This is a genomic window from Streptomyces sp. NPDC048442 (assembly GCF_040651475.1).
Taxonomy (GTDB): domain Bacteria; phylum Actinomycetota; class Actinomycetes; order Streptomycetales; family Streptomycetaceae; genus Streptomyces.
On record NZ_JBEZKB010000003.1, the window covers coordinates 287,807 to 305,028 of the forward strand.

Here is a 17,222-nt window from a genome sequence, read left to right on the forward strand (position 1 = left end):
TCCTGGTGCGTACGCCCCGACACCTGATGCGCACACCCCGATTCCTGGTGGCAGCCGCAGCGGCCGCCCTGCTGCTCACCGGCTGTTCGGCCACCGGGCGCGGCCCCGACGAGAACGGCGTGATCACCCTCCGCTTCCAGTCGCTGGCCTGGCAGAAGGAGTCCGTCGACATCAACAAACAGCTCGTGAAGGAGTGGAACGCGGCCCATCCCAAGGTCCAGGTCGAGTACGTCCAGGGCAGTTGGGACAGCATCCACGATCAGCTCCTCACCTCCTTCGAGGGCGGTGAGGCACCGGACATCATCCACGACGCATCCGACGACCTCGCCGACTTCTCGTACGGCGGCTACCTCGCCGACCTGACGAAGCTCCTCCCTGCCCGTCTCAAGTCCGAGATCCCGCAGCGGAGCTGGGACGCCGCCACCTTCGACAAGAAGGTCTACGGCGTCCCCTTCCTCCAGGAACCGCGCGTCCTGATTGCCAACGAGAAGCTGCTCAAGACCTCGGGCGTACGCATCCCCACCCCGGAAAAGCCGTGGAGCTGGGAGGAGTTCCGGCAGGTGACGAAGAAGCTGACGACGGACATGGGTGCCAAGAAGTACGGCGTCGCCTGGCCCCTGAAGGAACCGGTCTCCGCCACCCTCAACCTGGGCCTGTCGGCAGGCGGCGAGCTGTTCCAGCAGGGCGACGACGGCAAGGTCACCGTCCGCTTCACCGACGCCGACGAGGTCGTCCCCGGCACCGTCCACGACCAGGTCAACACCGATGGTTCCGCTTCCGCCGCCACCCTCGGCATGGGCGGCGCGGACACCCTCCCGGGCTTCTTCGGCGGCAAGTACGCGATGGTCCCGCTGGGCTTCTCGTACCGCCAGCAGATCTCGCAGCAGGCACCCGAGGGCTTCCCGTGGACGGTGCTGCCCGCCCCGGCGGGCAAGGACGGGCTCACCCAGGGCGTCAGCCCGCAGACCCTGTCGGTGGCGGAGGACAGCCCGTACAAGAAGGAGGCGGTCGAGTTCATCGACTTCTTCCTCCGGCCGGTCAACATGGTGCGCCTCGCCAAGGGCGACTGGATGCTTCCCACCGGCACCGAGGCCCTCAAGGACCCCTCCCTGCGCATCGCCAAGGACGGCTGGGCCACCGGCACCGCCCTCGCCGGTCACCTGCGTCCGGCCCCCGCGCAGTCGGTGCGTGGCTACCCGGAGTGGAAGGACAAGGTGGCCACGCCCGCGTACCAGGAGTACTACAGCGGAGCGATCGACGAGCGGCAGCTGCGTCAACGCCTTCAGGAGGACGGCAACTTGGTGCTCGCCCGGTATCAGCGCTGAGGGAGCGGCCGAAGTACACACGCCCGGGGGAATGAGCTTGCACGAGACGTATCGTCTCGCTTACGGTACGGGCATGAACGCCACCCCTCGCGCAGCCATGTCCACCGCCCCCGCGCACATCTTCATGTTCTCCGTCGCCTTTCCCGGCCACGTCAACCCGAGCCTCGAAGTCATCCGTGAACTGGTCGCCCGCGGCCACCGCGTGAGCTATGCGATCCCGGGGGCGTACGCCGAGAAGATCGCCGCGACCGGTGCGGAGCCGGTGATCTACACCTCGGACCTGCCGGACGAGGACGCCGACCCGGAGGCCTGGGGCACCGAACTCGTCGAAAACCTCGAACCGTTCCTGCACAACGGCATCCAGGCGCTGCCGCAGCTCATCGAGGTCTTCGAAGGTGACGAGCCCGACCTCGTCATCCACGACATCACCGGCTACCCGGCCCCGATCCTCGCCCACCGGTGGGGCGTCCCCGTCATCTCCCTGTCGCCGAACATGGTCGCGTGGGAGGGGTACGACGAAGAGGTCGCCGAGCCGCTGCACGCCGAACTCATGAAGACCGAGCGGGGGCAGGCGTACATCACCCGCTTCGGTGACTGGCTGCGGGAGAACGACATGCCGGCGGACGACTTCTTCAAGTTCATCGCCCCCAGCCGCTCTCTCGTGCTCATCCCCAAGGCGCTCCAGCCGAACGCCGACCGTGTCGACGAGACCATCCACACCTTCGTCGGCGCCTGTCAGGGCGAGCGCGCGGACCAGGGGGAGTGGCACCGCCCGGCCGGCGCGGAGCAGGTCGCGCTGGTGTCCCTCGGCTCGTCCTTCACCAAGCAGCCCGCCTTCTACCGCGAGTGCATCAAGGCCTTCGGTGACCTGCCCGGCTGGCACCTGGTGCTCCAGATCGGCAGGTTCGTCGAGGAGTCCGAGCTCGGTGAGATCCCGGCCAACGTCGAAGTCACGCGCTGGGCACCGCAGTTGGCCATCCTCAAGCAGGCCGACCTGTTCATCACGCACGCGGGTGCGGGTGGCAGTCAGGAGGGTCTCGCCACCGGCACCCCGATGATCGCCGTCCCGCAGGCCGTCGACCAGTTCGGCAACGCCGACATGCTCCAGGGGCTGGGAGTCGCCCGCCGCATCGACACGGAGGACGCCACCGCCGAACTCCTGAGGGAGACCGCCCAACTGCTGACCGCAGACCCCGAAGTGGCGCGCCGGCTGGACGAGATCGCGCGCGACATGGCAGCGGAGGGCGGCACCCGGCGGGCGGCCGACCTCATCGAGGCCGAACTCCCCGCGTCCCCACTCCCCGCATCCCAACTCCCCAAGGGGTCTTGATTTGCCGTGGTCTTCACTGCTCCGCAATTGAGGAGATGAAGAGAAGAAGTGAAGGAGCCCGGTCCTTGCGATATTCGCAAGGACCGGCTTTTTTGTGCAGGAGTGAACTGACTTATAAGTAAGTCCAGTTGACGAAGTGCCCGACTCGGCCTGCCCTGTCCCCATTTTTGATTACGGATTTTTGTTTAATGGATTACGGCCGTATGGAGGTCTTGATCTGTCGCCGTCAATCGGTCAGTGTTTCGACCCAACCCCCGGAGGACTTCCGGTCGCTGGGGGCCACCCCCACATTCCCCCCACATAAGAATGGCGAGGAGATCCCTCTTCATGGCCATACACAAGACCAAGCTGATCGCGGCGATAACGACGGTGGCCGCCGTGGCAGGCATGACCGCTCTCACCGCCCCCACGGCGGGTGCCGCTCCCGCCGAAGGCGTCATCTACGGTGCGAACGCCCAGGGCGCGGTGGCCGGCAGCTACATCGTGCTGCTCGACCAGAAGGCCGACAAGAAGTCCCTCGCCGAGAACTACGGCGGCACACTGGGGCGCAACTACAGCTCGGCCGTCAACGGGTTCTCCGCCAGCGGTCTCACCGAGACCGAGGCCAAGCGGCTGGCCGCCGACCCGGCGGTCGCCAAGGTCGTGCAGAACAAGAAGTTCCACGCCGACGCCACCCAGGACAACCCGCCGTCCTGGGGCATCGACCGCATCGACCAGGCCGACACGGCCGGTGACAAGAAGTACACCTACCCGGACAGTGCGGGCGAGGGCGTCACCGCGTACGTCGTCGACACCGGGGTCCGCATCACCCACAAGGACTTCGGCGGACGCGCCGTCTCCGGCTTCGACGCCATCGACAACGACGACAACGCGGACGACGGCAACGGTCACGGCACGCACGTCGCCGGCACCATCGCGGGCACCGCGCACGGCGTCGCCAAGAAGGCGAAGATCGTCGCCGTCCGCGTCCTGGACGACGCGGGCTCCGGCACCACCGAGCAGGTCGTCGCGGGCATCGACTGGGTCACCAAGAACCACAAGGGCCCCTCCGTCGCCAACATGAGCCTCGGCGGCGGCGCCGACCCGGCCCTCGACGAGGCCGTCAAGAAGGCCATCGCCTCCGGTGTCACCTTCGCGGTCGCCGCCGGAAACGACGCCAGCGACGCCAAGGACCACTCCCCGGCCCGCGTCCCGGAGGCCATCACGGTCGCCTCCTCCACGAACGAGGACGCCCAGTCCGACTTCTCCAACTTCGGTTCGCTCGTGGACATCTACGCCCCCGGCTCGGACATCACCTCGTCCTGGAACGACAGCGACGAGGGTACGAAGACCATCTCCGGCACGTCGATGGCGACCCCGCACGTGGTCGGCGCGGCGGCGATCTACCTGGCGGGACACCAGGACGCCACCCCGGCCCAGGTCGCTCAGGCCCTGACCGGCGGAGCCACCCCGGACAAGATCACGAACCCGTCCGCGGGAACCCCGAACAAGCTCCTGAAGGTCGTCGAGTAACTCCGTGACCTCCTCCTGAAACGGTCGGCCGCCGTGCTCTCCCCCCACGGGGCACGGCGGCCGATTTTCGTTGCTCCGGCCGGTCCCTGGTGGCGGCGGCCGATTTTCGTTGCTCCGGCCAGTCCACGGTGGCGGCGGCCGATTGTCGGTGCCACCGCCTATCGTCGGACCATGACGACGAAGACGTACGCCGCACTCCTCCGGGGCATCAACGTGAGCGGCCACAAGAAGGTCCCCATGGCGGAACTGCGCACGCTGATCGAGGGTTTGGGCCACGGCGCGGTCCGTACTCACCTCAACAGCGGTAACGCCGTCTTCAGCACCGAATCGGCCGCATCCGATGACTCGCTCGCCCACGACCTGCAAGCCGCGATCTCGAAGCACTTCGGTTTCACCGTCGACTGTCTGGTCCGGGACGGCGCCTATCTGCGGGCCGTCGCCGAGGCCTGCCCCTTCCCGGCCGCCGAGCTCGAAGGCAAGCAGCTGCACGCCAACTTCTACTCCGGCTCCTTCGACGAGGCCCGGTTCGCCGGGCTCGATCGGGCGTCGTACCTCCCGGAGGAATTCCGCCTCGGCGACCGGGTCCTCTACCTCTACGCCCCCGACGGCCTGGGCCGCTCCAAACTGGGCGAGGCCCTCTCCAGGCCCGCCCTCAACAAGGGCCTGACCGTGACGGGCCGCAACTGGAACACGGTGGTGAAACTGGTGGAACTCACCGCAGCCACCGCCTGAGTCACCTGTCCCGCTCCACCGGAATCCACAGCTCCGCCTCCGCCTGCGAAGCGTCCGCGTTCAGCTGCGTACGGAGGATTTCCGGCCCCGGCCTGCTCCGGTACGGATTCGACGGGAACCACTCCGTGAAGACGTCCCGCCACAGGAACTGGAGCGCCTGAGGGAACGCCCCCGAACTGGCGAAGACCGCCCACGTTCCGGCCCGCACGTCGAGTGCGTCCAGATCGTCCGGCACTGCGGCGGCGGCGCTCACCACCGCGTGGTAGTAGTCGAGTTCGGTCCCCTCGGCCCGGCTGCCGGCCAGATCGTCGCTGACGCCGACGATCCCTTCCGGCTGCTGGTCGGAGAGCTGCCGGATGCGCTCCACCGTGTCCTTGCCGATGCTCCTGATGAACTCGGCGATGGCGGGGTTGACCCCCTCGTGGACCAGCGGCACCCGCGCCTTCTTCCCGATCACCCGGAAGGCGTCCTTCTCCACGACTCGGTACTCCATGCTGCTGTTCCCTTCGACGACGAGACGGAAGGACATCCGGGGCTGTGAGCGCAGAACCGCACCGGCCCGCCGGGCCTCGCCGGGACCGACCCCGTGCATGGCACGGAACGCCCGCGCGAAGGCCTCGCCCGACCCGTAGCCGTACCGCACGGCGATCTCCAGCAGGGTCCGCCGGTCGTCCAGCACCTCGGCCCCCGCGAGGGTCAGCCGCCTGCGCCGTACGTACTCCGACAGCGGAATCCCCGCCAGCGCGGAGAACATCCGCCGGAAGTGGTACTCCGACGTCACCGCGATCCGCGCCAGCTCGGCGACATCGATCTCCTGCTCAGGACCGAGCCGGCCCTCGATGTGCTCCATGGCCTGGTTCAGCCGCTCCAGCACCCCGGACCTCCTTCCCTTGTGCTTCTCACGTTAGGAAGGGACCACCCTGGCGCACCCGACATTCCGTGCCCGCAAAGGTCGGGGCATGATCGGGGACGGACAGACCGGTCAAGAGCGTGCAGCGCACTGCACGCGAAGGGGAGGGCAGAGCCTCATGCGGTACGTCATCATCGGCGCGGGAGCGATCGGCGGAGTGGTCGGCGGGCGGCTGGCCGAGGCCGGGCACGAGGTGGTGCTCGTCGCCCGTGGCACGCACCTCGCGGCCCTGCGCGAGAGGGGCCTGAGACTCACCACGCCCGAAGGCACCCGGACCCTCCGACTGCCGTGCGCGGCAGGCCCGGAGGAGGTGGAACTGCGCGTGGACGACGTGCTCGTACTGGCCGTGAAGACGCAGGACAGCATCGCCGCCCTGGATGCCTGGAGCGGACGCCCCGTCAAGGGCGGCAGCGGTACGGCGGGGGAGGTGCTGCCGCTCGTCTGCGCACAGAACGGCGTCGAGAACGAACGCCTCGCCCTGCGCCGCTTCCGGCACGTCTACGCGATGTGCGTGTACCTCCCCGCGACCTTCGTCGAGCCCGGCGCGGTCTCGGCGGCGGGCGAACCCGTGACCGGCAGCCTGCACCTCGGCCGCTACCCGCGCGGTGTGGACGAGACGGCCCGGCGGATCTCCTGCGACCTGGAGAAGTCGCACTTCCTGGCACCTGCCGTGCCGGACGCCATGCGCTGGAAGTACGGCAAGCTGCTGAACAACCTCGCCAACTCCCTGGACGCGGTGTCGGGCACCGAAGCCCTCGCCACTCCGGCGGGCCGCGACCTCGTCGCCCGTACGGTCGAGGAAGGCCGGGCCGCCCTGGAGGCCGCGGGCATCGCGGTGGCGAGCGCGGCGGAGCGGGCCGAGGCGTGGAGCAGCCGGATCTCCATGATCGAACTGGAGGGGAAGGCGCCGGGCGGCGGCTCGTCCTGGCAGAGCCTGGTGCGCGGCACCGGCAGCATCGAGGCCGACTACCTCAACGGAGAGATCTCCCTCCTTGGCGGGCTGCACGGCGTACCGACGCCGGTGAACGACCTGCTCGGCCGGCTGGCGAACGAGTTCGCGCGGGAGCGGCGGGCGGCGGGCTCGATGCCGGTCGAGGACGTTGCGGCACTGCTGGCAGCGTGCGAAGTGGCCCACTGAGACACGGGCAGAATGGCCCGGTGGGCAGGGGTATTCGGTGGATAGTGTCCCTGCCATGACGACGACACGGACGACCGCCCCTGACCCGGTGAAGCCCGCAGAGGTGGACTTCTACTTCGACCCCGCCTGCCCCTTCGCCTGGATCACCTCCCGCTGGATGCTGGAGGTGGAGAAGCAGCGCGACATCGTGCTGCGGTTCCGCCCGATGAGCCTGTACCTCCACAACGAGGGCAACGAACTGCCCGAGTGGTACCGGGAGTTGGTCGACAAGTCGATCGGACCGGTACGGGTGGCCGTCGCGGCCGCCGAGCAGGAGGGCGAGCGGGACGGGGGCGGGGACGAGGACCGGGTGCTGCGCGACCTCTACACCGCGCTCGGCACCCGTATCCACCAGGAGCGGAACAAGGACTTCGACGAGGTGATCGTCCAGGCCCTCGCCGAGCTGGGGCTGCCCGCCAAACTGGCCGGGGCGGCGCACTCGGCGGAGTACGACGAGGCGGTGCGAAGGAGCCATGAGGCGGGGCAGGACCCGGATGCGGGCGGGTACGTCGGCACGCCGACGATCCATGTGGACGGAACGGTGTGGTTCGGGCCCGTGCTGAACTCGATCCCGAGGGGCGAGGAGGCGGGCCGGCTCTTCGACAGCTTCCGGGTGCTGGCCAAGCACGGCGACTTCTTCGAGCTGAAGCGGACCCGGACGGGCAAGCTCAACTTCGACTAGGCAGAAGTCCGGGCGGGCGGCGGGCCTGCAGCAGGCAGTGGGCCGGCAGCAGGCGGTGGGCCAGTAGCAGGCAGTGGGCAGCGCGCGGGGTGTCGCTACGCCGCCGCGCCCACCAGTGCCGTCCGCCCCACTTCCTCGTACCTGGCCACCGTCAGCTCTGCCAGTTCCGGGCAGGACCCCAGTACGTCCGCCACCACCTCGGCGCCGGCTTCTCCCGCCCCCCGTACGATCCGGTCCGGCAGGAAGCCGGGGGCCAGGACGTACGGGGCGACGGCCACCCGGGTGACGCTGGGGTCCGTGCGCAGGGCGCGTACCGCGTCCTGTGTGCGGGGCAGTGCCGCGGAGGCGAACGCAGGTCGCACGGCACACCAACCGGTGTGCCGCAGCTCCCGCGCGATTTCAGCGATCACTGCGATCGCCTCCGGGTCCGTGGAGCCCGCCGAGGCCAGGACGACCCCGGTCGAGCTCTTGTCGCCGGGCCGGAGCCCGGTCTCGTACAGCCGCCGCTCGACAGCGGCGAGCAGGAGAGGCGAGGGGCCCAGCACCTCCGCCTGGGTGATGCGCAGCCGGGGATGCCGTACCGACGCCGCATGCAGTACGGCGGGGAGGTCCGCCTTCGCATGGAAGGCGCGGGTCAGCAGGAGCGGCAGGGCGACCACGTCACGGGCGCCCTCCGCTGCCAGGTGGTTCAACTGCTCCGATACGGAAGGGGTGTTGAAGTCCAGGAAGGACACCTCCACCCGGGTCCACGGCCGCAGCTCCCGCACCCGCGCCGCCAGCGCCCGCACCGTTTCCGCGTGGCGCGGGTCACGGCTGCCGTGGGCGACGAGGAGAAGGGTGGGGGAGGGGTGTGCGGGCAGGTGGTCCACGGGGGAGGAGGCCACGGGGATCAGCTCCTGACGAGGAGGCCGCGGCTGCGCAGCACGCGGCGTTCCAGGGGGGAGAAGAACAGCAGGTCGATGCCGATGCCGACGATCAGGATCAGGATGATCGTAGCCAGCACGCCCGACATGTCGCTGTTGATACGGAAGTTCTCCATCAGCTGGCCGAGCCCGGTGCCGAGGTCGGGGGAGTTCGCGATCAGTTCGGCGGCCATGAGGGAGCGCCAGGAGAACGCCCAGCCCTGCTTGAGTCCGGAGAGGTAGCCGGGCAGCGCGGCGGGCAGCAGGATGTGCCGGACGCTGTTGAGGCCGCTCGCGCCGAGAGTGCGGCCGGCCCGCAGGTGGAGCGGCGGGATCTGGTCGACGCCGGAGACCAGGCCGTTGGCGATGGACGGGACGGCGCCGAGGAGCACCACCGCGTAGATCGTCGCGTCGGTCAGGCCGAACCAGATGATCGCGGCCGGCACCCAGGCCACCGAGGGCAGGGACTGGAGACCGGAGAGGATCGGGCCGATCGCCGCCCGGACCACCTTCACCCGGGCCACCAGCAGACCCAGCGGCGTCCCGATCGCGACGGAGACCACGAAGCCGAGGGCGCCGCGCGAGACGCTCGTCCAGATGTAGCCGAGGAGGGTCCCGTCGAGCCACATCGACCGGACGGACTTCGCCACGTCGAGCGGGCCGGGCAGTACGTAGTCCGGCTTGAGGTCGGAGGCCGCGGCGAGCTGCCAGAGGGTGATGACCAGGGCGACGGCGACGAGCGGGGGGACCACCTTGGCGAGGAGGATCCGGCCGAGGCCGACGCGCTCGCGGGCGGGCCCCGTCTCCAGGGCGTCGAGGCCCGCTTCGAGCCCGGCCAGGCTCGTGGCGGGCGAGGTCTCCCGTGCCGGACCGGACTTCGAAGCCTTGTCGGGCTTCTCGGCCTTCGGGACGTTGCCGGCCCCGGCGACCGGAGCGGTGTCGGCGGCCTCGGTGGCTTCGGTGGCTTCGGCGGCTTCGGTGGTCTCAGCGGCCTTGGTGGCCTCGGTGGTGTCAGTGCTGGCCATGTCGGCGGATCTCCCCACGCAGCTGTTCGGTGATCTCTACGGACAGGTCGGCCACCGCGGAATCCTCGATCCGGCGCGGCTGCGGAATGCCGACCTGCCATTCGCGGGCGATCCGCCCCGGACGCGACGAAAGCAGGACGACACGCTCCGCGAGCCGCACTGCCTCGCGCACGTTGTGCGTGACGAACAGGACCGAGACCGAAGTCTCCGCCCAGATCCGCGTCAGCTCCTCGTGCAGCACGTCCCGCGTGATGGCGTCCAGCGCCGCGAACGGCTCGTCCATCAGCAGGAGTTGACTGTCCTGGGCGAGTGCGCGGGCGAGCGCGACGCGCTGGCGCATGCCCCCCGAGAGCTCGTGCACCCGCTTCCCGTACGCGCCCTTGAGTCGTACGAGTTCGAGGAGGCGCTCCGCCTCGGGCCTGCGGTCCGCCTTCGGGACGCCCCGCAGCTTCAGCGCCAGCTCGATGTTCTTGCCCGCCGTCAGCCACGGGAACAGCGCGTGCTCCTGGAACATCAGCGCCGGGCGCCCGCCCGGCACGTCGATGCTCCCGGCCGTCGGCCTGTCGAGCCCGGCGACCAGATTGAGCAGCGTCGACTTGCCGCAGCCCGACGCCCCCAGGAGGGTCACGAACTCGCCCGGTGCGACATCGATGCTGATGTCGTCCAGTACGAGCTGCCGGCCCGAGCCGGGCCGGCCGAACGACTTCGAGACATGGTCGATGCGCGCGGCGTACGTCGACGCCTGATCCGCGACCGGCGCGGCGGCCGATTCCTGGTTCACGAGTGCGGTGGCCATGGGTCTCACCTCCTGGGGACTGAGCTGGGGGGCTTGGCTGAGGGCTGAACTACCTGACGTACGGGGCTACTTGACGCCGAGGCCGGCGTCGTCGACGGCAGGCTTGCCCTCCGCCTTGAGGACCTTGTTCAGCGGGCGCAGGTCGTAGATGCCCTCCAGCAGCGGGTCCTTCAGCAGACCGGCCTTCACCGCGTGCTGCGCCTCGTCGCGCAGGGTCGAGGCCAGCGGGTCGTCGAGGACGTCGACGTTCTTGAACGCCTGGTCCAGGACCTTCGCGGGCAGTTCCTTGCCGGAGTCCGTCTTCAGCTTCGCGTTGATGCTCGCCTTGGCCTTGTCGGGGTTGGCCGTGATCCATGCGTTGGTCTTGAACGAGCCGCGCAGCACCGCCTCGACGACGTCCGGGTGCTCCTTCAGGAAGTCCTGCCGGACGATGATGTTCGTGATGACGAACTTGTCGTCCTTCCACAGCTTCTTCTCGTCGAGCAGCACCTTCCCGCCCGCCTCGACCAGCCGGGCGGCCGTCGGCTCCGGCACCCAAGCGCCGTCGATCGCACCGGACTTGAAGGAGTTCGGGATCTCCTTGTTGTCCTGCCGGACCACCGTCACATCGCCCTTTCCGGTGGCGGCGTCGACTTTGTGGCCCTTCTCGGACAGGTAGTTGAGGAGTGCGACGTCCTGGGTGTTGCCGAGCTGTGGGGTTGCGATGCGCTTGCCCTTGAGGTCGTCCAGCGACTTGATCTTGTCGGCCTTGACGACGAGAGAGACTCCGCCGGAGGCCGAACCGCCGACGATGCGCAGGTTCTGGCCCTTTGACTTGGTGTAGCCGTTGATGGAGGGGGAGGGGCCGATCCAGCCGATGTCGATGGCCTTGGCGTTGAGCGCCTCGATCTCGGAGGGGCCCGCGTTGAAGACCTGCGACTTGATCCTCGTGCCGCCCAACTCCTTCTGGAACAGGCCCTCTTGGAGGCCCGCCAGTGCGGTGGCGTGCGTGACGTTGGCGAAGTAGCCGATCTTCACCTCGTCGAGACCGCCGACCTTCTCGCCCTTGGCGACGGGGACGGTCTTGTCCTCGGTCTTGGCCTGGGAGCCGTAGCCGCAGGCGCCGAGCACCGCGATCAGCAGGGGCAGTGCGGCGGCAGCGGCCAGGGAACGGCGCAGGGTGGTGCGGGGGACAGACATGGCAGGCAGTCCTCGGGTCTTCGTCTGTGAACGCGGAAGGATGTACGGGCGCTGGGGACGTACGTCATCGCACACATCGCCCGACCCCGCCCTGTCCGCTGCCGAGGGTCCCGCTGCCGATCCGGCCGCCCTCCTTCGCGAAGGACGCGTACACGTCGACCATCGTCATCTGAAGCGTCGTCACCTGAAGTGTCGTCATCTGGAGCGTCGCCATCAGAAGTCCCAACCCTCTTCGTCCGGAACGGAGTTGGTGATCGCATTCGTCGCGAAGGACTCGCCCGCCATCCCCGCGGCGAGCGTCGTCCCGTCCGCCGGGTCGATCAGGAGGAACGAGCCCGTGCGCCGGGAGTCCGCGTACGCGTCCAGCGCGAGCGGCTCCGCGGTCCGTACGACGACCCGGCCGATGTCGTTGGCGACGAGCTGTCCGGGGGCGGGGTGTTGGGAGAGGTCGTCCAGGGTGAGCCGGGACGGGATGTCCTTGACGATCGCCTTGACCGTACGGGTGGTGTGCTTGAGCAGTACCCGCTGGCCGACGGAGAGCGGCTGGTCGGCGACGTGGCACACCGTGGCCTCGACGTCCTGCGTCGGCGCCGGGGCGTCCCCGACCGGGGCGATCAGATCGCCTCGCGAGACGTCGATGTCGTCGGAGAGGCGCAGCGTCACCGACTGCGGCGCCCACGCGATGTCGACGGCCTGGCCGAGCGCGTCGATCCCCTCGATGGTGCTGGTACGCCCCGAAGGCAGCACGGTCACCCGCTCGCCCACCCGGAACGCACCGGCCGCGATCTGCCCGGCGTAGCCACGGTAGTCGGGGTGTTCGGCGGACTGCGGGCGGATCACGTACTGGACGGGGAAACGGGCGTGGCAGGCGGTCAGGTCGTGGGCGACCGGGACCGTCTCCAGGTGCTCAAGGACGGTCGGTCCGCCGTACCAGTCCATGTGCGCGGACGGCTCGACGACGTTGTCCCCGGCGAGCGCCGAGATCGGGATCGCGGTGATCTCCGGGACGCCCAACTCGCTTGCGTACGCGGTGAATTCCTTCGCGATTTCCGCGAAGACGGGTTCGGCGTAGTCGACGAGGTCCATTTTGTTCACGGCGAGGACGACGTGGGGGACGCGGAGGAGTGCGGCGACGGCGGCGTGTCGGCGGGTCTGTTCGACGACTCCGTTGCGGGCGTCGACGAGGACGACGGCGAGTTCGGCGGTGGAGGCGCCGGTGACCATGTTGCGGGTGTACTGCACGTGTCCGGGGGTGTCGGCGAGGATGAACCGGCGCCGGGGGGTGGCGAAGTAGCGGTAGGCGACGTCGATGGTGATGCCCTGTTCGCGTTCGGCGCGCAGGCCGTCGGTGAGCAGTGCGAGGTCGGGGGTTTCCTGGCCACGGTTGCGGGAGGCGTGTTCGACGGCTTCCAGCTGGTCGGTCAGTACGGACTTGGAGTCGTGCAGGAGCCGTCCGACCAGGGTGGACTTGCCGTCGTCGACGGACCCGGCGGTCGCGAAGCGAAGGAGGGTGGTGGTGCTCAACTGCTCCACTGCGGTGGCAGCGGTGTTCACGGTGGTCATGGTTAGAAGTACCCCTCGCGCTTGCGGTCTTCCATCGCGGCCTCGGACATCTTGTCGTCGGCCCTGGTGGCGCCCCGTTCGGTGAGCCGGGACGCGGCGATCTCGGTGATGACCTGCTCCAGCGTCACCGCGTCGGAGTCGACGGCGCCGGTGCAGGACATGTCGCCGACGGTGCGGTAGCGGATCAGCCGGGTCTGGGTCGTCTCGGATTCCTTGGGGCCGCCCCATTCGCCGGCGGTGAGCCACATGCCGTTGCGGGCGAAGACTTCGCGTTGGTGGGCGTAGTAGATCTGGGGGAGTTCGATCTTTTCGCGGGCGATGTACTGCCAGACGTCGAGTTCGGTCCAGTTGGAGAGCGGGAAGACCCGGACGTGCTCGCCGGGGGCGTGGCGGCCGTTGTAGAGCTGCCACAGCTCGGGGCGCTGGCGGCGGGGGTCCCACTGGGAGAACTCGTCCCGCAGGGAGAAGACCCGCTCCTTCGCCCGGGCTTTCTCTTCGTCGCGGCGTCCGCCGCCGAAGACGGCGTCGAAGCGCTCCGCCTGGATCTTCTCTGTCAGGGGGAGGGTCTGGAGCGGGTTGCGGGTCCCGTCGGGGCGCTCGCGCAGGACTCCGCGGTCGATGTAGTCCTGTACGGAGGCGATGTGCAGTCGCAGTCCGTGGCGTGTGACGGCCTGGTCGCGGTATTCCAGGACTTCGGGGAAGTTGTGTCCGGTGTCCACGTGCAGCAGCGAGAAGGGAATGGGTGCGGGGGCGAAGGCTTTGAGGGCCAGGTGGAGCATGACGATGGAGTCCTTGCCGCCGGAGAAGAGGATCACCGGCCGTTCGAACTCGCCCGCGACCTCGCGGAAGATGTGGACGGCCTCGGACTCCAGGGAGTCGAGGTGGCTGAGGGCGAAGGGGCTGTCGACGCCCTCGCCGGTGGTGGTGGCGGTCGTCATGCCAGACCCCTCTCGGTGAGCAGCGTGTGCAGGGCTGCTGCGGATTCCTGGACGGACTGGGTGTGCGACTCGATGCGCAGGTCCGGGTCGGTGGGGGCCTCGTAGGGGTCGTCGACCCCGGTCAGCCCGGAGATTTCCCCGGCCGCCTGCTTCGCGTACAGGCCCTTCACATCGCGTACGGAGCACACCTCGACCGGCGTCGCCACATGCACCTCCAGATACGGGGTGCCCTCGGACTGGTGCCGCTTGCGGACCGCCTCGCGGCTTTCGGCGTACGGGGCGATGACGGGAGCGAGAGCCAACACGCCGTTACGGGCCAGGAGTTCGGCGACGTAACCGATTCGCTGGACGTTGGTGTGCCGGTCCTCGCGGCTGAAGCCGAGCCCGGCCGAGAGGAACTCGCGGATCTCGTCGCCGTCCAGGACCTCCACACGGCGGCCGTCGCCGCGCAGCCGCTCGGCAAGTGCGTACGCGAGGGTGGTCTTGCCCGCACTGGGCAGGCCGGTGAGCCAGACGGTGGCGCCCGTCACTGATTCCTCCAGGTCTCTCTGACGATTCGTCATCCGTGCAGCCCGCATTCGGTCTTGTTGCGTCCGGCCCAGCGTCCGGCGCGTGCGTCCTCGCCCTCCACGACCCTGCGCGTGCAAGGGGCGCAGCCCACGGACGCGTAACCGTCCATGAGGAGGGGGTTGGTGAGGACGCCGTTCTCGGCGACGTACGCCTCGACGTCGTCCTGCGTCCAGCGGGCGATCGGCGACACCTTGACCTTGCGGCGCTTCTCGTCCCAGCCGACGACCGGGGTGTTCGCCCGCGTCGGGGACTCGTCGCGGCGCAGTCCGGTGGCCCACGCGTCGTACGAACTCAGGCCGTCCTCAAGGGGCTTGACCTTGCGCAGGGCGCAGCACAGGTCGGGGTCGCGGTCGTGCAGTTTCGGCCCGTGCTCGGCGTCCTGCTCGGCGACGGTCTGCCGCGGGGTGAGCGTGATGACGTTGACGTCCATCACGGCGTCGACCGCGTCCCGGGTGCCGATGGTCTCGGGGAAGTGGTAGCCGGTGTCGAGGAACACGACGTCGACACCGGGGAAGGCGCGGGAGGCGAGGTGGGCGACGACCGCGTCCTCCATGGAGGAGGTGACGCAGAACCGGCTGCCGAAGGTGGTGGTCGCCCACTTCAGGATGTCGAGCGGGGACGCGTCTTCGAGGTCGCACCCGGCCTGCTCGGCCAGTGCCCGCAGATCTTCCTGAATGGCTGTCATATCCCTTCTCCTTCAGTCGATTCGGTCCTCGCCACGCCCCGGGACAGCAGGCCGAGGAACTTCAGCTGGAACGCCCGGTTGCAGGCCGCGCACTCCCACGCGCCGTGTCCGGTCTCGTTGGGCCGCAGGTCCTCGTCGCCGCAGTACGGGCAGTGGAACGGGGCAGCGCGCTCGCTCACGACAGGTCTCCGTCCGCCGCGCGCGCCGCCCAGGTCGCGAAGCGCTCGCCGTCCTCGCGCTGGTCCTGGAAGCGGGTCAGTACGCGTTCCACGTAGTCGGGCAGCTCAGCCGAGGTGACCTTCAGGCCGCGGACCTTGCGGCCGAAGCCGGCCTCCAGGCCGAGCGCGCCGCCCAGGTGCACCTGGAAGCCCTCCACCTGGTTGCCTTCGGCATCGAGGACCAACTGGCCCTTGAGGCCGATGTCGGCGACCTGGATACGGGCGCAGGCGTTCGGGCAGCCGTTCAGGTTGATGGTGATCGGCTCGTCGAACTCCGGGATGCGGCGCTCCAGTTCGTCGATCAGCGAGGCGCCGCGCGCCTTCGTCTCGACGATCGCCAGCTTGCAGAACTCGATGCCGGTGCAGGCCATCGTGCCCCGCCGGAACGGAGAGGGTGTGACCCGCAGGTCCAGCGACTCAAGGCCGGACACCAGCGACTCGACCTGGTCCTCGGTCACGTCGAGCACGATCATCTTCTGCTCGGCGGTGGTACGCAGCCGGCCCGAGCCGTGTGCACCGGCCAGCTCGGCGATCTTCGTCAGCGTGGAGCCGTCGACGCGGCCGACGCGCGGCGCGAAGCCGACGTAGAAGCGGCCGTCCTGCTGCTTGTGCACACCGAGGTGGTCGCGCCAGACGCCCTTCGGCTGCTCCGGCGCAGGACCGTCGGTCAGCTTGCGCTTGAGGTACTCGTCCTCAAGCACCTGCCGGAACTTTTCCGGGCCCCAGTCCGCGACCAGGAACTTCAGCCGGGCGCGGTTGCGCAGCCGCCGGTAGCCGTAGTCGCGGAAGATGCCGATGACGCCGCCGTACACGTCAGGGACGTCCTCCAGGGAGACCCAAGTGCCCAGCCGCACACCCAGCTTGGGGTTGGTGGAGAGCCCGCCGCCGACCCACAGGTCGAAGCCGGGGCCGTGCTCGGGGTGCTCCACGCCGACGAACGCGATGTCGTTGATCTCGTGCGCCACGTCCAGCTGCGGGGACCCGGAGACCGCCGACTTGAACTTGCGGGGCAGGTTGGAGAAGTCCGGGTTGCCGATGAAGCGGCGGTAGATCTCCTCGATGGCGGGCGTGCCGTCGATAATCTCGTCGACCGCGATCCCGGCGACCGGCGAGCCGAGGATGACGCGCGGGGTGTCGCCGCACGCCTCGGTCGTCGAGAGGCCGACGGCCTCAAGACGGCGCCAGATCTCCGGGACGTCCTCGATGCGGATCCAGTGGTACTGGACGTTCTGCCGGTCGGTGAGGTCGGCGGTGCCCCGCGCGAACTCCTGCGAGATCTCGCCGATGACCCTCAGCTGCTCGGTGGTCAGCCGCCCGCCGTCGATCCGCACCCGCAGCATGAAGTACTCGTCGTCCAGCTCCTCCGGCTCCAGGATCGCGGTCTTGCCGCCGTCGATCCCGGGCTTGCGCTGGGTGTACAGACCCCACCAACGCATGCGCCCGCGCAGGTCGTTGGGGTCGATCGAGTCGAAACCGCGCTTGGAGTAGATCGTCTCAATGCGTGTCCGCACATTGAGACCGTCGTCGTCCTTCTTGAACTGCTCGTTGCCGTTGAGGGGGGTGTGGTGCCCTACGGCCCACTGGCCTTCGCCGCGGTGGCGTCCGGCCTTGCGGCGGGCAGTGACGGCAGCACCCGCGGCGGGCTTCTCTGGGGTGGCAGACATGGCGGTACGTCCTT

Annotated in this window: 18 protein-coding genes; 6 read left to right on the forward strand and 12 right to left on the reverse strand. The window is 69.1% G+C overall.

Features of this window, described 5'->3' with window-relative positions:
• Window positions 1-26 precede the first annotated feature (26 nt).
• From AB0D18_RS07170 to AB0D18_RS07185, 4 genes are all read left to right on the forward strand, one after another.
• The gene (locus AB0D18_RS07170; RefSeq protein ID WP_362413806.1) at window positions 27-1,325 is read left to right on the forward strand and encodes a sugar ABC transporter substrate-binding protein; all 1,299 of its coding nucleotides are present in this window, start codon (window positions 27-29) and stop codon (window positions 1,323-1,325) included.
• Window positions 1,326-1,398: 73 nt separating this feature from the next.
• Window positions 1,399-2,655 carry a macrolide-inactivating glycosyltransferase gene (gene mgt / locus AB0D18_RS07175; RefSeq protein ID WP_362413808.1) on the forward strand — a complete coding sequence of 419 codons (1,257 nt, stop codon included), beginning with the start codon at window positions 1,399-1,401 and terminating at the stop codon, window positions 2,653-2,655.
• Window positions 2,656-2,982: 327 nt separating this feature from the next.
• Window positions 2,983-4,167, forward strand: a complete 1,185-nt coding sequence (locus tag AB0D18_RS07180; RefSeq protein ID WP_362413810.1) for a S8 family peptidase — start codon at window positions 2,983-2,985, stop codon at window positions 4,165-4,167.
• Window positions 4,168-4,338: 171 nt separating this feature from the next.
• Complete coding sequence (locus AB0D18_RS07185) at window positions 4,339-4,899, forward strand: DUF1697 domain-containing protein (RefSeq protein ID WP_362413812.1); 561 nt, start codon at window positions 4,339-4,341, stop codon at window positions 4,897-4,899.
• A gap of 1 nt (window position 4,900) precedes the next feature.
• On the opposite strand, the gene AB0D18_RS07190 is transcribed toward AB0D18_RS07185, so the two are convergent.
• Complete coding sequence (locus tag AB0D18_RS07190) at window positions 4,901-5,773, reverse strand: GyrI-like domain-containing protein (protein ID WP_362413814.1); 873 nt, start codon at window positions 5,771-5,773, stop codon at window positions 4,901-4,903.
• A 154-nt stretch (window positions 5,774-5,927) separates the two neighbouring features.
• On the opposite strand from AB0D18_RS07190, the gene AB0D18_RS07195 reads away from it, so the two are divergent.
• Window positions 5,928-6,947 carry a 2-dehydropantoate 2-reductase N-terminal domain-containing protein gene (locus tag AB0D18_RS07195; protein ID WP_362413816.1) on the forward strand — a complete coding sequence of 340 codons (1,020 nt, stop codon included), beginning with the start codon at window positions 5,928-5,930 and terminating at the stop codon, window positions 6,945-6,947.
• A 55-nt stretch (window positions 6,948-7,002) separates the two neighbouring features.
• Window positions 7,003-7,668, forward strand: coding sequence for a DsbA family protein (locus AB0D18_RS07200; RefSeq protein ID WP_362413818.1), 666 nt, complete (start codon window positions 7,003-7,005; stop codon window positions 7,666-7,668).
• Between the two features lie 95 nt (window positions 7,669-7,763).
• Here the strand turns inward: AB0D18_RS07200 and AB0D18_RS07205 are convergent, their stop codons facing one another.
• The 11 genes from AB0D18_RS07205 to AB0D18_RS07255 all read right to left on the reverse strand — a co-directional run bounded on the left by AB0D18_RS07205 (window position 7,764) and on the right by AB0D18_RS07255 (window position 17,208).
• Window positions 7,764-8,552: a sirohydrochlorin chelatase gene (locus AB0D18_RS07205; protein WP_362413820.1), complete on the reverse strand. Its 789-nt coding sequence runs from the start codon at window positions 8,550-8,552 to the stop codon at window positions 7,764-7,766.
• A 5-nt stretch (window positions 8,553-8,557) separates the two neighbouring features.
• Window positions 8,558-9,595, reverse strand: a complete 1,038-nt coding sequence (locus AB0D18_RS07210) for an ABC transporter permease (protein ID WP_362413822.1) — start codon at window positions 9,593-9,595, stop codon at window positions 8,558-8,560.
• The gene (locus tag AB0D18_RS07215; protein WP_362413824.1) at window positions 9,582-10,391 is read right to left on the reverse strand and encodes an ABC transporter ATP-binding protein; all 810 of its coding nucleotides are present in this window, start codon (window positions 10,389-10,391) and stop codon (window positions 9,582-9,584) included. Before AB0D18_RS07215 ends, AB0D18_RS07210 begins: the two co-directional genes overlap by 14 nt.
• Window positions 10,392-10,457: 66 nt before the next feature.
• Window positions 10,458-11,570, reverse strand: a complete 1,113-nt coding sequence (locus tag AB0D18_RS07220; RefSeq protein WP_362413826.1) for an aliphatic sulfonate ABC transporter substrate-binding protein — start codon at window positions 11,568-11,570, stop codon at window positions 10,458-10,460.
• A 64-nt stretch (window positions 11,571-11,634) separates the two neighbouring features.
• Entirely contained in the window at window positions 11,635-11,784 is a 150-nt protein-coding gene (locus AB0D18_RS07225) for a hypothetical protein (protein ID WP_362414098.1), read from the reverse strand.
• The gene (locus AB0D18_RS07230) at window positions 11,784-13,133 is read right to left on the reverse strand and encodes a GTP-binding protein (RefSeq protein WP_362413828.1); all 1,350 of its coding nucleotides are present in this window, start codon (window positions 13,131-13,133) and stop codon (window positions 11,784-11,786) included. The genes AB0D18_RS07225 and AB0D18_RS07230 overlap by 1 nt, the downstream gene beginning before the upstream one ends.
• 2 nt (window positions 13,134-13,135) lie before the next feature.
• Window positions 13,136-14,071 (reverse strand): sulfate adenylyltransferase subunit CysD, encoded by a 936-nt coding sequence (gene cysD, locus AB0D18_RS07235; protein ID WP_362413830.1) that lies wholly within the window; start codon window positions 14,069-14,071, stop codon window positions 13,136-13,138.
• Entirely contained in the window at window positions 14,068-14,634 is a 567-nt protein-coding gene (gene cysC / locus AB0D18_RS07240) for an adenylyl-sulfate kinase (RefSeq protein ID WP_362413832.1), read from the reverse strand. The genes cysD and cysC overlap by 4 nt, the downstream gene beginning before the upstream one ends.
• Window positions 14,631-15,326 (reverse strand): phosphoadenylyl-sulfate reductase, encoded by a 696-nt coding sequence (locus tag AB0D18_RS07245; RefSeq protein ID WP_362413834.1) that lies wholly within the window; start codon window positions 15,324-15,326, stop codon window positions 14,631-14,633. The genes cysC and AB0D18_RS07245 overlap by 4 nt, the downstream gene beginning before the upstream one ends.
• Window positions 15,323-15,505, reverse strand: coding sequence for a hypothetical protein (locus AB0D18_RS07250; protein WP_362413836.1), 183 nt, complete (start codon window positions 15,503-15,505; stop codon window positions 15,323-15,325). Before AB0D18_RS07250 ends, AB0D18_RS07245 begins: the two co-directional genes overlap by 4 nt.
• Window positions 15,502-17,208, reverse strand: a complete 1,707-nt coding sequence (locus AB0D18_RS07255) for a nitrite/sulfite reductase (protein ID WP_362413838.1) — start codon at window positions 17,206-17,208, stop codon at window positions 15,502-15,504. The genes AB0D18_RS07250 and AB0D18_RS07255 overlap by 4 nt, the downstream gene beginning before the upstream one ends.
• Between the last annotated feature and the right edge of the window lie 14 nt (window positions 17,209-17,222).

Coding starts and splice junctions, on each gene's coding strand:
- AB0D18_RS07210 (WP_362413822.1), bottom strand. CDS start 9,595: ATGGCCAGCACTGACACCACCGAGGCCACCAAGGCCGCTGAGACCACC.
- AB0D18_RS07225 (WP_362414098.1), bottom strand. CDS start 11,784: ATGGCGACGCTCCAGATGACGACACTTCAGGTGACGACGCTTCAGATG.
- AB0D18_RS07170 (WP_362413806.1), top strand. CDS start 27: ATGCGCACACCCCGATTCCTGGTGGCAGCCGCAGCGGCCGCCCTGCTG.
- cysC (WP_362413832.1), bottom strand. CDS start 14,634: ATGACGAATCGTCAGAGAGACCTGGAGGAATCAGTGACGGGCGCCACC.
- AB0D18_RS07195 (WP_362413816.1), top strand. CDS start 5,928: ATGCGGTACGTCATCATCGGCGCGGGAGCGATCGGCGGAGTGGTCGGC.
- AB0D18_RS07230 (WP_362413828.1), bottom strand. CDS start 13,133: ATGACCACCGTGAACACCGCTGCCACCGCAGTGGAGCAGTTGAGCACC.
- AB0D18_RS07200 (WP_362413818.1), top strand. CDS start 7,003: ATGACGACGACACGGACGACCGCCCCTGACCCGGTGAAGCCCGCAGAG.
- AB0D18_RS07220 (WP_362413826.1), bottom strand. CDS start 11,570: ATGTCTGTCCCCCGCACCACCCTGCGCCGTTCCCTGGCCGCTGCCGCC.
- AB0D18_RS07180 (WP_362413810.1), top strand. CDS start 2,983: ATGGCCATACACAAGACCAAGCTGATCGCGGCGATAACGACGGTGGCC.
- AB0D18_RS07185 (WP_362413812.1), top strand. CDS start 4,339: ATGACGACGAAGACGTACGCCGCACTCCTCCGGGGCATCAACGTGAGC.
- AB0D18_RS07215 (WP_362413824.1), bottom strand. CDS start 10,391: ATGGCCACCGCACTCGTGAACCAGGAATCGGCCGCCGCGCCGGTCGCG.
- AB0D18_RS07245 (WP_362413834.1), bottom strand. CDS start 15,326: ATGACAGCCATTCAGGAAGATCTGCGGGCACTGGCCGAGCAGGCCGGG.
- AB0D18_RS07255 (WP_362413838.1), bottom strand. CDS start 17,208: ATGTCTGCCACCCCAGAGAAGCCCGCCGCGGGTGCTGCCGTCACTGCC.
- cysD (WP_362413830.1), bottom strand. CDS start 14,071: ATGACGACCGCCACCACCACCGGCGAGGGCGTCGACAGCCCCTTCGCC.
- mgt (WP_362413808.1), top strand. CDS start 1,399: ATGAACGCCACCCCTCGCGCAGCCATGTCCACCGCCCCCGCGCACATC.